The 15,268-nt window shown below is 39.5% G+C and carries 13 protein-coding genes and 1 tRNA gene; all 14 read left to right on the top strand.

Going from position 1 to position 15,268, the window contains the following annotated elements:
* Window positions 1–11: 11 nt before the first annotated feature.
* The 14 genes from KIM67_RS07580 (at window position 12) to KIM67_RS07515 (ending at window position 15,091) form a co-directional block, all read left to right on the top strand.
* On the top strand, window positions 12–329 hold the full coding sequence (locus KIM67_RS07580) for an FtsL-like putative cell division protein (RefSeq protein ID WP_163416359.1): 318 nt from the start codon (window positions 12–14) through the stop codon (window positions 327–329).
* Window positions 329–2,338, top strand: a complete 2,010-nt coding sequence (locus tag KIM67_RS07575) for a penicillin-binding protein (protein ID WP_213830741.1) — start codon at window positions 329–331, stop codon at window positions 2,336–2,338. Before KIM67_RS07580 ends, KIM67_RS07575 begins: the two co-directional genes overlap by 1 nt.
* Complete coding sequence (locus KIM67_RS07570; protein ID WP_213830740.1) at window positions 2,335–3,798, top strand: UDP-N-acetylmuramoyl-L-alanyl-D-glutamate--2,6-diaminopimelate ligase; 1,464 nt, start codon at window positions 2,335–2,337, stop codon at window positions 3,796–3,798. Before KIM67_RS07575 ends, KIM67_RS07570 begins: the two co-directional genes overlap by 4 nt.
* Window positions 3,799–3,926: 128 nt before the next feature.
* Window positions 3,927–5,147, top strand: a complete 1,221-nt coding sequence (gene mraY / locus KIM67_RS07565; protein ID WP_213830739.1) for a phospho-N-acetylmuramoyl-pentapeptide-transferase — start codon at window positions 3,927–3,929, stop codon at window positions 5,145–5,147.
* Window positions 5,148–6,482 (top strand): UDP-N-acetylmuramoyl-L-alanine--D-glutamate ligase, encoded by a 1,335-nt coding sequence (gene murD / locus KIM67_RS07560; RefSeq protein ID WP_213830738.1) that lies wholly within the window; start codon window positions 5,148–5,150, stop codon window positions 6,480–6,482. It abuts the gene before it with no gap.
* Window positions 6,483–6,484: 2 nt separating this feature from the next.
* Window positions 6,485–7,690, top strand: a complete 1,206-nt coding sequence (locus tag KIM67_RS07555; protein WP_213830737.1) for an FtsW/RodA/SpoVE family cell cycle protein — start codon at window positions 6,485–6,487, stop codon at window positions 7,688–7,690.
* Window positions 7,677–8,765, top strand: a complete 1,089-nt coding sequence (gene murG, locus KIM67_RS07550) for an undecaprenyldiphospho-muramoylpentapeptide beta-N-acetylglucosaminyltransferase (RefSeq protein ID WP_213830736.1) — start codon at window positions 7,677–7,679, stop codon at window positions 8,763–8,765. The genes KIM67_RS07555 and murG overlap by 14 nt, the downstream gene beginning before the upstream one ends.
* The gene (gene murC / locus KIM67_RS07545) at window positions 8,762–10,114 is read left to right on the top strand and encodes a UDP-N-acetylmuramate--L-alanine ligase (RefSeq protein WP_213830735.1); all 1,353 of its coding nucleotides are present in this window, start codon (window positions 8,762–8,764) and stop codon (window positions 10,112–10,114) included. The genes murG and murC overlap by 4 nt, the downstream gene beginning before the upstream one ends.
* A complete protein-coding gene (locus KIM67_RS07540; RefSeq protein WP_213830734.1) occupies window positions 10,104–10,823 on the top strand; it encodes a cell division protein FtsQ/DivIB in 720 nt (239 codons plus the stop codon). Before murC ends, KIM67_RS07540 begins: the two co-directional genes overlap by 11 nt.
* A 3-nt stretch (window positions 10,824–10,826) precedes the next feature.
* Window positions 10,827–12,152 (top strand): cell division protein FtsA, encoded by a 1,326-nt coding sequence (gene ftsA / locus KIM67_RS07535; protein WP_213830733.1) that lies wholly within the window; start codon window positions 10,827–10,829, stop codon window positions 12,150–12,152.
* A gap of 43 nt (window positions 12,153–12,195) precedes the next feature.
* Window positions 12,196–14,154, top strand: a complete 1,959-nt coding sequence (ftsZ, locus tag KIM67_RS07530; RefSeq protein ID WP_213830732.1) for a cell division protein FtsZ — start codon at window positions 12,196–12,198, stop codon at window positions 14,152–14,154.
* Window positions 14,155–14,255: 101 nt separating this feature from the next.
* Window positions 14,256–14,708, top strand: coding sequence for a GatB/YqeY domain-containing protein (locus KIM67_RS07525; protein ID WP_213830731.1), 453 nt, complete (start codon window positions 14,256–14,258; stop codon window positions 14,706–14,708).
* A 74-nt stretch (window positions 14,709–14,782) separates the two neighbouring features.
* Entirely contained in the window at window positions 14,783–15,040 is a 258-nt protein-coding gene (locus KIM67_RS07520) for a GIY-YIG nuclease family protein (protein ID WP_213830730.1), read from the top strand.
* Window positions 15,018–15,091, top strand: a tRNA-Arg gene (locus tag KIM67_RS07515). The genes KIM67_RS07520 and KIM67_RS07515 overlap by 23 nt, the downstream gene beginning before the upstream one ends.
* Window positions 15,092–15,268: the final 177 nt, after the last annotated feature.

The raw sequence follows: 15,268 nt of genomic DNA, 5'->3' as shown, positions 1-15,268 counted from the left end.
AGAGCAAAGTAATGAAAAAAGGGTTGTTGGACATATTGAAAGGAAAATTCTTGGTGAGCGGAGATGCCCCCAAGAATTGGATGTTTTTATTTTTCGCTTCTTTTCTAGCTGCAATGATGATTTCCAGTAGCCACAGAGCCGATAAAAAAGTGCATGAGATTGCAGCGTTGAGCGAAGAGGTCAGAAAACTCAAGAGTGAATTTTTTGAACACAGGTCAACGGTACAACAATTAAAATTAGAATCCTCATTGAGGGAAATAGTGGCCAACGAGGGAATTGTACCGTCAAAAAATCCTCCTCAAAAAATAAAAGTAAAATCTGAAGAATAGTGGCAATAACGGAGAAAAACATAATGAACAGACTATACCTCGTGGCGGGGTGTCTTGTTGTTTTCTCTATTTGTGTTATTGTAAAGCTTGTGGACATTCAAATGATCAAGGGAGAAGATTATAAAGAGCTTGCCCTGAACAAAACGGAAAAAATGTTCACCATTGAGCCCAATAGGGGAAATCTATATTCTGATGATGGGAGTTTATTGGCGGCTTCTGTACCCAAATATGAAATACGTTTTGATGCCAAGACAGTTTCAGAAGAAAACTTTCAGAACAACGTTGCTGCACTTTCAGATTCTCTAGGTAAACTTTTTGACAGGCCCTCTTCGTACTACCGACAACTTTTTAGAAAAGCAAGAGCGAATAATAACAGGTATAAGTTAGTTGCCCGTAATGTGGATTATTTGGATTATGTCCGCATAAAACAATTCCCATTGTTTTCGTTGGGCCCTTACAAAGGAGGTTTTATAGAAACACATCGAGTAGTACGCGAATATCCCTTGGGAAAAATGGCTGCTAGGAGCATCGGCTATGAAAAAGTTGACGAGAATGGATATTACACCAGAGTAGGTCTGGACGGTGCTTTTGGTGAACAATATCTGCGGGGAAAAGAAGGGAAACGGCTAAAGCAAAAAATAGCAAAAGGCCAGTGGAAACCAGTAGGCCTGGATAATATAGTCGAGCCACAAGATGGGCTAGATGTAGTTTCCACCATCGATATCAACATCCAGGATATTGCCCATCACGAGCTTTTGGCTCAATTGGAAAAGTATAAGGCCGACCATGGATGCGTCGTGGTCATGGAGACCGAAACCGGTGAAATAAAGGCAATCTCAAATCTGGGTATAACCTCCAATGGCAACTACTATGAAAAGCTGAACTATGCCGTAGGGGAATCCCACGAGCCTGGTTCTACGTTCAAGTTAATGTCAATGGTTGCCGCATTGGAAGACAAAGTCATGGATACGAGTACCGTAATTGATACCGAAAAAGGTAGGTATAGAATTTATGACAGAGTCGTAAAGGATACGAAATGGGGCGGCTATGGTAAAATATCACTATCCAAAGCTTTTGCAGTTTCTTCAAATACGGCTTTTGCCAAAATGATTCATGAGAACTATAAGGAAAAACCGGGAAAATTTGTAAACCGTCTCATGAATATGGGGCTTCACAAAAAACTGGATTTGCCTATCATTGGAGAAGGAGACCCTGTAATCAGATATCCCGGGGACAAGGGATGGTCCGGAATTTCTTTGGGATGGATGTCTCATGGTTACGAAGTCTCCCTTACTCCCATACAGACATTGGCTTTTTACAATGCTATTGCTAACGATGGGGAATTGGTAAAACCAAGATTGATCAAGTCCGTTAGAGAAGGAAGTAAAGTGATAAAAAAGTTTGATAAGGAAATCTTAAATTCTTCTATCTGCTCTAAGGAAACAGTTAAAAAAGCACAGCAATTATTAAAGGATGTTGTAGAAAAAGAATACGGAACAGGGCATCGCATGTATTCCAAGAGTTTTTCCATGGCAGGTAAAACCGGTACAACGCAAAAGAACTATGTGGCCAAAGACCGCGATAAGCTAGCTTACATTTCATCTTTTGCAGGATATTTTCCTGCGGACAACCCTAAGTATTCATGTATTGTAGTGATTCACGAACCGGACAAGAGTGTTGGATATTATGGTGCTGATGTATCTGGTCCCGTTTTTAAATCCATGGCCCAAAAAATTTATGCCACTTCCCCTATCATCAATGAAGTGAAAGGAAAATCTTTTGATGATGAGACATTGAACCAAAACTATGAGCGCTATTATGCGCAGGTGCAGAAGAAGCATGCAGAAGTGCCCAACGTAAGAGGAATGAGCGGTATGGATGCCGTTTCATTATTGGAAAATTTGGGGTTACAGGTTGAAGTAAAAGGAAATGGAAAAGTGAAAAAGCAGTCCATAGATCAAGGAACTGCCATTGATAAAGTAAAAAAAATAGTACTGGAACTTTCATGAAATTATTGAAAGACATATTGTACGGTGTAAGCCTTTCTGCTGTTAGCGGAGATACAAACGTAATGGTCAACCATGTTCATTTTGACTCTCGTAAGGTTGAAATGGATGATGTGTTCGTAGCAATTCGTGGATTGATTACGGATGGGCATAAGTACATTCAAAAAGCGGTGGAACTTGGAGCTAAGGCAATCGTATGCGAAGAGCTTCCAGAGTTATTGGTAAACGGAATCACCTATTTAAAAGTTCCAAATGCCAATAGTGCGTTAGCCTATATTGCCGCCAATTATTATGAAAACCCTTCAAAAAACCTAAAATTGGTGGGCATAACAGGAACCAATGGTAAAACAACGGTCAGCACATTGCTATACAACCTTTTTAAAAAATCGGGTTTTAAAGTGGGATTGATTTCTACTATCAAAGTTTTGGTAGACAATAAGGAATATAAGGCTACCCATACTACTCCAGATGTACTTACCATAAACCAACACTTGTCCAATATGAACTTGGAAGGAGTGGAATACTGTTTTATGGAGGTAAGTTCCCACGGTATTCATCAAAAAAGGTCCGAAGGATTACACTTTGCAGGAGCAATCTTCACAAACCTTTCCCATGATCATTTGGATTACCATAAAACATTTGCAGAATATAGGGATACAAAGAAAAAACTGTTTGATGATTTGCCAAAAACAGCCTTTGCCCTAACTAATATTGATGATAAAAATGGATTGGTGATGCTCCAGAACACCAAGGCCAAAAAATATACCTATGCGCTTAAGTCCTATGCAGATTACAGGGCACAGATTTTAGAAAAACAGTTTGATGGGCAGTTGTTGAAGATTGATGACAATGAGCTATGGTCTAAATTAATTGGGGACTTTAACGCATATAATCTCCTCGCAATTTATGCAACAGCGGATATTCTGGGCCTAGAAAAGCTTGAGACGCTTCAACTTATCAGTGAGCTCGAAAATGTGGACGGAAGATTTCAATACTTTATATCCAAAGAAAAGATAACGGCAATAGTTGATTATGCCCATACTCCGGACGCACTTAAAAATGTACTGGTAACTATCAATGCATTGAGGACTGGAAATGAAAAAGTCATCACCGTAGTGGGGTGTGGTGGTGATAGAGATAGGTCTAAGCGTCCGGTTATGGGTCATATCGCTTCAGAAATGAGCGATCAGGCCATTTTTACCTCGGACAATCCGCGTACAGAATCTCCATCGGTCATCATAGAAGAAATGGAGGAAGGCGTAGAAGCACAAAATACAAGAAAAGTTCTGTCCGTAGAGAACAGAAAACAAGCAATAAAAGCGGCGTGTAAGTTGGCTATGGCCAATGATATCATTCTAGTTGCGGGAAAAGGACATGAGACCTATCAAGAGACGAATGGTGTACGGGTGGATTTTGATGATTTTAAGGAAGTAAAAGAAGCTTTGATGAGCTTGGAAAAATAAAAAAAACAAAGAATGAAGTTAAACATTAAAATGATCAAGCAGCTCTCGGAAATTCTATTCTTCAGGACTGACTACTCATTTTTAACGATTCAGTTCTCATATCTCAAATCTTATATCTAATAAAAGGAATGTTATACTATTTGTTCGAATATTTGGAAAATCAATATCAGTTGCCTGGGGCATCACTGTTCCAGTTCCAGACGTTTAGATCTGGGATGGCCGTATTGTTTTCCTTGCTGATTGCCATGGTCTATGGAAAGCGGATTATTCTGTTTTTGCAAAAAAAACAGATTGGGGAAAGTATCCGCAATCTTGGTCTGGAAGGGCAGCAGCAAAAAGCGGGAACGCCTACAATGGGTGGTTTAATTATCATAATGTCAACGCTTTTACCGGTGCTATTGTTTGCCGATATAATGAATATTTACATCATTTTGCTTGTAGTCACAACGATTTGGATGGGCATTATAGGATTTATTGATGACTATATCAAAATCTTCAAGAAAAACAAAGAAGGTCTAAAGGGAAGGTTTAAAATTATAGGTCAAGTTGTCTTGGGATTGATAGTAGGAGCGGTTCTTTACTTTCATCCCGATGTTACCGTAAAAGAAAAGGACACGACCCGAATCACGGAAAGCTTTAAGGTGGAAACGGTTTTTGGACAAGAAACCAAGGCTTTACGAACCAATGTCCCTTTCTTTAAAAATAACGAGCTGGATTATACAGAATGGATTTCTTGGGCAGGCGAAGGGCTTGAAAAATATGCTTGGCTGATTTTTATTCCCGTAGTTATTTTGATTGTTACCGCGGTATCGAACGGTGCTAATCTAACCGATGGAATAGATGGTCTTGCGGCAGGGTCATCTGCCATAATCGTACTGACCTTGGGGATTTTTGCATTGGTTTCCGGTAACATTCAATTTTCGGATTATCTCGATATTTTTTATATCCCCAGAGTAGGAGAGTTATTGGTGTTCATTGCTGCATTTGTAGGGGCTTTGGTGGGATTTTTATGGTACAACGCCTATCCTGCACAGGTATTTATGGGAGATACGGGGAGTCTCACTATTGGAGGGGTTATCGCTGTAATAGCAATTATTGTGAGAAAGGAATTATTGATTCCGCTATTGTGTGGAATCTTTTTTGCAGAATCACTTTCGGTGATGCTTCAAGTAGGATATTTTAAACATACAAAAAAGAAATATGGAGAAGGAAAACGCATATTTCTAATGGCACCATTACATCATCATTATCAGAAAAAATTATATCACGAAAGTAAAATAGTGACCCGGTTCTGGATTATCGGAATCATGTTGGCCATTATAAGTATCGTGACCCTAAAAGTAAGGTAAATGAATCGTTTGGTGATTCTTGGTGGTGGAGAAAGTGGTGTAGGCACGGCCATTTTAGGGCTAAAAAAAGGATTTGAAGTCTTTGTCTCTGACAAAGGAGAAATAAAAGAAAAGTATAAAAAGGTTCTTGAACATTTTGAGATTGAATGGGAGTCAGGTGGACATACAGAAGCTAAGATTTTAAATGCGGACGTAGTCATGAAAAGTCCGGGTATTCCGGATAATGTGCCGTTAGTGCAGAAATTGGTGGCCGATGGAATTCCTGTTATTTCCGAAATCGAATTTGCATCAAAATATACCGATGCAACGATTATTGGCATTACAGGGAGCAACGGTAAGACAACAACAACAATGCTAACCTATCACTTGTTAGAACAAGGAGGTTTAAATGTTGGCGTAGCAGGGAATATTGGTGATAGTTATGCTAAAATGGTTGCCGAACAAAGTTATGATGAATATGCTTTGGAAATAAGCAGTTTTCAGTTGGACGGAATTGTGGACTTTAAGCCGCATATCGCCATGATAACCAATATAACGCCAGATCATCTGGATCGCTACGATTACAAGTTTGAAAAGTATATCGCTTCAAAATTTCGTATCGCAATGAATCAAGATGAGAAGGATTACCTGATTTACGATGCTGATGATAACGTAATTACGGCATGGTTGGAAAAACATCCGGTTCAATCCAAATTAGTGCCCTTTTCATTAAGGGAAAAACAAGATGAAGGAGCATGGCTCGAAAATGATACAATAAAAATGAACATTGAAAATAAAACCTTGGAAATGAGTAAAGATATCTTAGCCCTAGAAGGCCAGCATAATGTAAAGAATACCATGGCAGCAAGTCTTGCCGCTATGTTGGTCAATGTTAGGAAGGAGACCATTCGTCAGAGTATCCAAACCTTTCAGGGAGTTCCGCACAGGTTGGAGAAAGTACTCAAAATAAACCATGTGGAATACATCAACGATTCCAAGGCAACTAATGTCAACGCAACGTATTACGCGTTGGATGGAATTAAAAAGCCTATCGTCTGGATAGTAGGTGGTGTTGATAAGGGCAATGATTACAAAGAACTAATGCCCATGGTACGGGAAAAAGTGAAAGCCATCGTCTGTCTAGGTATGGATAACTCCAAACTTAAAGAGGCCTTTGGTAATGTCATAGAATTAATGGTAGAAACGTACTCCATGGAAGAAGCGGTAAAAGTTGCTTATAAAATTTCAGAACGAGGGGATTCGGTTTTATTGTCTCCCGCATGTGCAAGTTTTGACCTTTTTGAAAACTATGAGGATAGGGGGAATCAATTTAAAAGAGCTATAAAAAATTTATAGGAATGTTGGCAGTGTTTAAAAATTTGAAAGGTGATAAAGCTATTTGGGGCGTAGTGGCCCTTTTGGCGCTTTTCTCATTTTTACCGGTGTACAGTGCAAGCACAAACCTTGTTTATGTAAATGATGATGGTACCACTTTTGGGCACCTCATCAAGCACGCGGTACTATTATTTTTAGGGTTTGGTATCATCTATGCGGTACATCGTATTCCTACACATTATTTTAAGGGGCTTTCCATTATAGCACTGCCCATTGTTTTGATTCTTTTGGCATACACGCTTACGGTAGAGACCAGAATAGGAGGGGTTACGGCAAACAGATGGATAAAGATTCCGTTTGTGGGCGTCAATTTTCAAACATCGACCTTGGCATCTGTTGTTTTAATGATATGGATTGCACGCTATTTGACCAAGATAAAAGATGTTGCCATCACCTTTAAGGAAAGCATATTGCCGTTGTGGTTACCTACGGCCTTGGTCGTTATGCTCATTTTACCAGAAAATTTTTCCACTGCAGCCATTGTTTGTTTTTTGGTTTTAGTGCTGTGTTTTTTGGGCGGATATCCATTAAAGTATTTGTTCGCAATGGTTGCAACGGGAATTGTACTATCTGGGATGTTTCTTTTTGTATTGTTTAAAACACCAGAAGTCTTGCCTTCAAGGGCAGGGACTTGGAAATCTAGAATAGAAACGTTTTGGAGCCCGGAAAAAGCTGGAAAAGATGATTTGCATCAACTAACACTGGCAAAAATCGCCATTGCTGAGGGTGGAATCGTAGGAAAGGGAGCGGGCAAAAGCGTGATTAAAAACATGCTATCGCAAAGTACATCAGATTTCATTTTTGCCATTATAATAGAAGAATATGGTTTGTTGGGTGGCGGTGCTTTGTTGTTTTTTTATCTGTTGCTGCTGTTCCGTATTGTGGTCGTTGCCAATTCGGCAAAGACTATTTTTTCAAAATTATTGGTGATTGGTGTGGGTCTGCCCATCGTTTTTCAAGCCTTTATAAATATGGCAGTGGTGGTGCAATTGTTTCCCGTTACAGGTCAGCCCTTGCCGTTGATCAGTATGGGAGGAACATCCATTTGGATGACCTGTATGGCCATTGGGATTATACTAAGTGCCAGCAATAAGAAAGAGAATTTAGAGGAGGAATCCTATGACATAGATGAAAGTAATCCTTTAGAAGTATTGAGTGGGCAACTATAGATTCATACTTTCTGGAGGTGGCACGGGAGGGCATATTTATCCTGCCATTGCAATTGCCAATGAACTGAAAAAAAGGCATCCGAATGCCGAATTTTTGTTTGTTGGGGCAAAGGATAAAATGGAAATGGAAAAAGTGCCGCAAGCTGGGTACAAAATAGAAGGCCTGTGGATAAGTGGATTGCAAAGGAAACTGACATTAAAAAATTTGATGTTTCCCTTTAAACTGATAAGTAGTTTGTTGAGAGCACGAAAAATATTGAGACAATTTAAGCCAAACGTGGCCATCGGAACGGGAGGCTTCGCCAGTGGACCACTGTTGAAAGTGGCTGCAGGTTCCAAGGTATCTTATGTGCTACAGGAACAAAACTCTTTCGCGGGCATTACCAACAAACTTCTAGCGAATAAAGCCAAAAGTATTTGTGTTGCCTATGATGGAATGGAAAAGTTTTTTCCTAAGGAAAAAGTGGTCAAAACAGGTAACCCAGTGCGTTCGGATTTAGTGGATTTAAGGGTCGAAAAAGAGGAGGCAATCCGTTTTTTTGATTTAGAGCCAAAGGAAAGAATCGTATTGGTCATAGGAGGAAGCTTGGGGGCAAGAAGGGTAAACCAATTGATTGAAAAAGAGCTAGACTTTTTCAAAGAACAAAAAGTACAGATTATATGGCAATGTGGTAAGCTCTACTTTGAAGAATATAAAAAATGCAATGCTGATTCCGTGAAAGTCTTGGCGTTCGTAAACCGGATGGATTTTGCTTACACCGCTGCGGATGTCATTATTTCTAGGGCTGGCGCTGGTTCGGTGTCAGAATTATGTTTGGTAGGCAAACCGGTAATTTTTATCCCATCTCCCAATGTTGCGGAAGACCATCAGACTAAAAATGCGGAAGCGTTAGTAGCCGAAAATGCTGCATTAATGCTCAAAGAGAACCAGTTGGATGCAGCATTTGAAGAGACGTTCACCGAACTCATGAATACTGAAGTAACACAAAACGAGTTGAGCGCAAATATTAAAAAGTTGGCCATGCCAAAAGCAACCGAGCACATAGCTGACGAAATTGAAAAATTATTAAAATGAAACTGAAGGACATCCATAGCGTCTATTTTATAGGTATCGGTGGTATAGGTATGTCCGCTTTGGCCCGTTATTTTAAACATATTGGTAAAGAAGTTTCGGGCTATGATAGAACAAGCTCCCCAATTACGGATGAGCTTATTGAAAATGGAGTTGCGATACACTTTGAAGATTCGATACATTTAATTTCTGAAAACTTCAAAAACAAGGAAAATACGTTGGTGGTGTATACTCCGGCGGTACCTTCAACACATGCGGAGTTGAACTATTTCCAAGCGAATGGATATGAAATTAAAAAACGTTCCGAGGTATTGGGTATAATTACAAAAGATACATTTTGTTTTGCGGTAGCAGGAACACATGGAAAAACTACGACCACTTGTATTCTGGCACATTTGCTTCAAGAATGTAAAGTCCCCTTTACAGCTTTCCTAGGGGGTATTTCTGAAAATTTCAATAGTAATTTTGTGCTAGAGGGAACGGAATATTCGGTAGTTGAGGCTGATGAGTTTGATCGTTCGTTTTTGCAGCTATCCCCTAATATTGCTTGCATTACCTCTATGGATGCCGATCATCTGGATATTTATGGGACAGGTGAGGAATTGCAAAAATCGTTCAGGGATTTTACCAAAAAAATAAAGTCGGGAGGAGTTTTATTTGTAAAAAGTGAGTTGCCGCTTAAAGGCATAACTTTTGGAATAGAAGATGACTCTGATTTTTCTATTGAAAATATTTCGATTGAGCAAGGCACTTATGTATTCGATTTAATTACCCCGAAAGAGGTGTTGAAACAGGTTCGTTTCAATAAGCCTGGAAGGCATAATTTGCTTAATGGATTGGCCGCTTTTGCAATGGCGGAAAAGGCTGGTTGTGCTGCAAAGGATCTGGCCAAAGCTTTGGGCACTTTTAAAGGAGTACAACGTAGGTTTTCCTATCAAATCAAGGAAGAGGATTTTGTTTTTATTGATGATTATGCACACCATCCTATAGAGATAAATGCAGTTCATCAAGCCATACGGGAAATGCATCCCAATGAAGAAGTGACAGCAGTTTTTCAACCCCATTTATTTTCAAGAACTAAGGATTTCGCGGAGGATTTTGCATGCAGCTTGTCTCAATTTGATGCTATCCTACTGCTGGATATTTATCCTGCCCGAGAAGAACCTATAAAAGGGATTACCTCAGAATGGTTATTGGACAAAATCGATAACCCAAAAAAGAAATTGATTCCCAAATCAGATTTAATCAGTGAAATAAAAAAAAATAAAACAAAAATTTTGGTGACAATGGGCGCGGGTGACATTGGATTGGAAGTGCCAAAAATTAAAAAAGAATTGGCATATGCGAGTTAATTGGAATTACATAAAACTATCATTTCTGTCCGTTGCGATAATGGGACTCTATGGTTTTGCTGATTATCGAAGTAAGAATAAGAAGGTGAATGCTATTTCTATCAACTTTTTGGGAGACAATAGTCTATACATTACGGAGACCGCAGTTAATAAATTGTTAATACAAAATTACGGACCTCTAAAAAATAGGACGAAAGAAGAATTAGTTTTGAATACCATAGAGGAAGTCATTCTGTCCAACGATATGGTTAAAAACGCCCAGGTCTATCTCACTGTAAATGGAGAGCTTATATCCAAAATTGTTCAGCGTAAGCCTATTGGAAGAATAGAGGGAGTCTCTAAATTTTATTTGGATGATTTAGGAGAGCGCATGCCTTTGTCCAAAAATCATTCGGCTAGGGTTCCGATTATTACAGGTAAGATTACGGGTAATAGTCTTGAAGATGCTTACACGATTTTAAATTATATCAACGAGGACGATTTTCTTAGGAAAAATGTCATCGGCATACATATTGAAGAAGAAGGGAAGTATCAACTTAGATTTCGCTTGGAAAATTTTGTGGTGAATTTGGGGGGAGTTGATAACCTGAATGAGAAGTTTAAAAATTTTATGGCGTTTTACGCCAAGGCAGCCAAAGACAATTCTTTGGAAAACTATGCAATAGTGAGTCTAGAATTTGACAATCAAGTGGTTTGCACCAAAATATAACATATGGAACAAGGTAATTATTCAGTTGGATTGGACATTGGAACTACCAAGATCGTTGCGATTATCGGTAAAGAAAATGAATATGGTAAAATAGAGATTCTAGGTACTGGGAAATCCAAGAGTTTAGGGGTGCACCGTGGTGTGGTCAACAATATTACCCAAACTATTTCCTCAATTCAACAAGCCGTGGAACAGGCAGAAGTTAATTCTGGAACAAAAATAGGTTCCGTTGTAGTTGGTATTGCGGGACAGCATATCAGAAGCTTACAACATAGCGATTATATCACAAGACCAGATTCAGAAGAAGTTATCAATGATGATGATCTGGAAAAGCTTTGCAACCAGGTCTATAAATTGGTCATGCTTCCGGGTGAGGAGATTATCCATGTTCTGCCACAAGAATATCGTGTGGACGGACAGCCAGAAATCAAAGAGCCCAAAGGAATGTACGGTGGCCGTTTAGAAGCCAATTTCCATGTTGTGGTCGGACAAGTGTCTTCCATCAAGAATATTGGCAGATGTATCAAAAGCGCAGGATTGGACCTTTCCAACATTACCTTGGAACCTTTAGCATCCGCAGAAGCGGTACTGAGCCAAGAAGAGAAAGAGGCAGGTGTTGCATTGATCGATATAGGTGGTGGAACAACGGATTTGGCCATTTTTAAAGATGGTATTATCCGTCACACATCTGTAATACCTTTTGGTGGTAATGTAATCACCGAGGATATTAAAGAAGGCTGTTCCATCATTGAAAAGCAAGCGGAATTATTGAAAATAAAATTTGGTTCGGCCTGGCCAGGAGAAAATAAAGATAACGAGATTGTCTCTATTCCTGGATTAAGAGGCAGGGAGCCAAAAGAAATCACGTTAAAGAACCTATCAAAAATCATACATGCCCGAGTTGTGGAGATCGTTGAGCAGGTTTATGTGGAAATCAAGAATTATGGACACGAGGAGCAAAAGAAGAAACTCATTGCCGGAATCGTGCTTACCGGAGGTGGAAGCCAATTGAAACATTTGAAGCAATTGGTCGAATATATTACCGGAATGGATACACGCATTGGATACCCCAACGAACATTTGGCCGGGGATTCAGATGAAGAGATTGCAAGTCCGTTGTACGCAACTGCCGTTGGTCTTTTAATGAATGCACTGGAAACTACATCTTTGGATACTGTTTTACAGGAAGATATTCAGGAAGAGGAACAGGTTTTGGTAGGACAAGAACATGTGAGCAGCACATCAGCAAACATTCCTGCCAAGGATAGAAAATCCATTTTTGACAAATGGTCGGAAAAGTTGAAAGACTTCTTGGACAATGCAGAATAATGACCCCAAATAGAGCATACCCTAATAAGTAATAAGAACAATCATGAGTAAGAGCACCGAATTTGACAATATAGCTTTTGATCTTCCGAAGAACAATAGCAGCGTAATAAAAGTAATAGGCGTTGGTGGCGGTGGTAGCAATGCCATCAATCACATGTTTCAGGCCGGTATCAATGGAGTGGATTTTGTAATCTGTAATACAGATTCGCAAGCCTTGCAGAATAGTCCTGTACCCAATAAAATCCAATTGGGCGTATCCCTTACCGAAGGACTTGGTGCAGGTGCTAATCCAGAAGTTGGAGAACAAGCTGCCCTAGAGAGTATGGAGGATCTAAAGACCATGATGGAGCGTACCACAAAAATGGTTTTTATCACTGCTGGTATGGGCGGTGGAACCGGAACGGGCGCAGCTCCTGTCATTGCAAAGATTGCTAGGGAAATGGATGTTCTTACGGTGGGTATCGTTACTATTCCCTTTCAGTTTGAAGGCGCTATGCGAAACAAGCAGGCCCAGTTGGGAATCGAGAAATTACGTTCCAATGTAGATTCTTTGATTGTTATAAATAATAACAAGCTACGGGAAGTTTACGGTAATCTCGGTTTTAAAGCAGGGTTTTCAAAAGCAGATGAAGTTTTAGCAACAGCAGCTAGAGGTATAGCAGAGGTAATTACACACCATTATACCCAAAATATTGACCTTAGAGATGCCAAGACCGTCCTTTCAAATAGTGGAACGGCCATAATGGGCTCATCTTCGGCTTCAGGTTCAGCTAGAGCGGGAGAAGCTATTATGAAAGCATTGGATTCACCATTGTTAAACGATAATAAGATCAATGGAGCTAAGAACGTATTGTTATTAATTGTTTCAGGTACACAGGAAATTACCATTGATGAAATAGGTGAGATCAACGATTATATCCAGATTGAAGCGGGTCATGGTGCCAACATCATCATGGGTGTAGGCGAGGATGAGGACCTTGGAGATGCTATTGCCGTTACCGTAATCGCAACTGGTTTTAATATAGATCAGCAGGATGATATCGTCAACACGGAAACAAAAAAAGTTTTTTATACGCTGGAAGATGAACAAACTGCGGAACAAGAACTTGCTACAGAGGCTACGTCAATTCGAGAGATAAAGGTTGAAAAACCTGTTTTGGAACCAGAACCAGAGATTGTCAAACATACCCTTGAAATGGAAGAGGTCGAGGAGCAGACTCCACAGGTTCCTGTTGAAGAGACCGATTTAATCCCAACAACAAATTACATTAGAAACTTCAATGTTTTTTACGAGGAAGTCGTTCCTGAAAATGTTGATGAGGACTTTATAATTATCGAAGCAAAAAAGATTCTCAATGATATAGAAGTTATTGATGCTGAGATTGTTTCGGAAAAAGCTAATGAAGATCAGTTTGCCCTCACGTTTGATATGCCATTGAACAAAACTGAAGAGGAAGAGAAAGAGCACACCATTACTTTTGATTTGGACGATAACGTAAATGATGTGGACGTTAATGAGTATGTAGAAGTAAAACCGGCTTTGGATTTTAACAAGCAAGGGGAAACACGTTACAACCTAGAGGAATATATGGAATTGGAGACCAAGTTAACAGGTGCTAAATCCGTTGTAGAGACCCATGAGCCTAAAATTGTTGAAGACGAATTGGTCTTTGAGAAAAAAACAATTAAGACAGAAGCTTCTACAGGAGGTGAAAATGCAACTGAAAACACTGTTGACCCTTTTAATAGTTCTATCAATGATTTGTTGAAGGAACGTGCAGATGAACGAAGAAAGAAACTAAAGAGCTTTAATTATAAATTTCAAAATAATAGAAACAGTATCGATGAAATAGAAAAACAACCTGCCTATAAAAGACAGGGTGTGGATTTAAACGATACACCACAGGAACAAAAGGTTTCTAGAACAACATTGAGCGAAGACAGTAACGAGGATTTACAATTACGCTCCAATAACTCCTTTTTGCATGATAATGTTGATTAGTAGTGTTTAAATTTAGCCCATTATAAATGGAAAGCTTAAGCCCGGAAGTTAAGAGACTTTCGGGTTTATTTTTTATCTTCGCAGCCCAAAATAAAGAGAACATGAGTTTGCAGGAACAAGTAATGACAGAAATGAAAGCAGCAATGAGAGCTAAGGATAGCGTTGCATTGGAATCATTGCGGGCCATTAAATCTGCAATTCTGCTCGCAAAGACCTATAAAGGCGGGGGAGGAGCGCTTACTGAGGAGGATGAAATGAAAATAGTACAGAAGTTGGTCAAGCAACGAAAAGATAGTGCCGCTATTTTTACGGAACAGGACAGGGAAGATTTAGCTGCTCCAGAGCTAGAGCAGGTTGCCGTAATCGAAAAGTTCTTGCCAGAACAACTTACAGAAGCGGAAATAGAAAAGGTAGTGATTCAGACTATTAATAGTGTTGGTGCTTCTGGAATGCAAGATATGGGAAAAGTAATGGGAGTCGTTTCCAAAGAATTGGCGGGACAAGCCGATGGAAAGACGATTTCCAATATTGTAAAAGCTAAATTGAGTTCTTGATGTATTATAAGGCCACGTACCTGCCCGTCCGGTCAGGCGGGGCTCAGCTATTCTTTATCAAATTATTTGTTTAGATGTTTAATGTGTACGTTCTTTACAGTGAAAGATTTGATAGGTTTTATGTTGGTATGACATCCAATCTTAAAAGAAGACTTAAAGAACATAATCTAGGACATACCAAGTCGACTAAACCTTTTTTGCCTTGGGTTTTAGTGTATAAACAATCTTTTGAAGATTCAATGAAAGCAAGAGAGTGGGAAAAGTATCTAAAAACAGCGTCTGGAAGAAGATGGAGAAAGGAAAATATTAGGCCACGTAGCTCAGCTGAATAGAGCACTGGATTTCGGCTCCAGCGGTCGTAGGTTTGAATCCTACCGTGGTCACGAATAAGTAGTTCAAATAAAAAAACGCCAAGCTTGCTTGAGCGTTTTTTTATTTGAACTATTTTCAAAGCGGAGCTTTGTAAGGATGTTCTGAGAAAATCCTACCGTGGTCACGAATACATGGAAAAACCGGTAACAAAGTTGAGTTGACTCAAAATTTCGTTACCGGTTTTCTAT

This window comes from Flagellimonas sp. 389 (assembly GCF_018449435.1).
GTDB lineage: Bacteria > Bacteroidota > Bacteroidia > Flavobacteriales > Flavobacteriaceae > Flagellimonas.
This window is presented reverse-complemented; position numbering and strand designations above follow the sequence as displayed.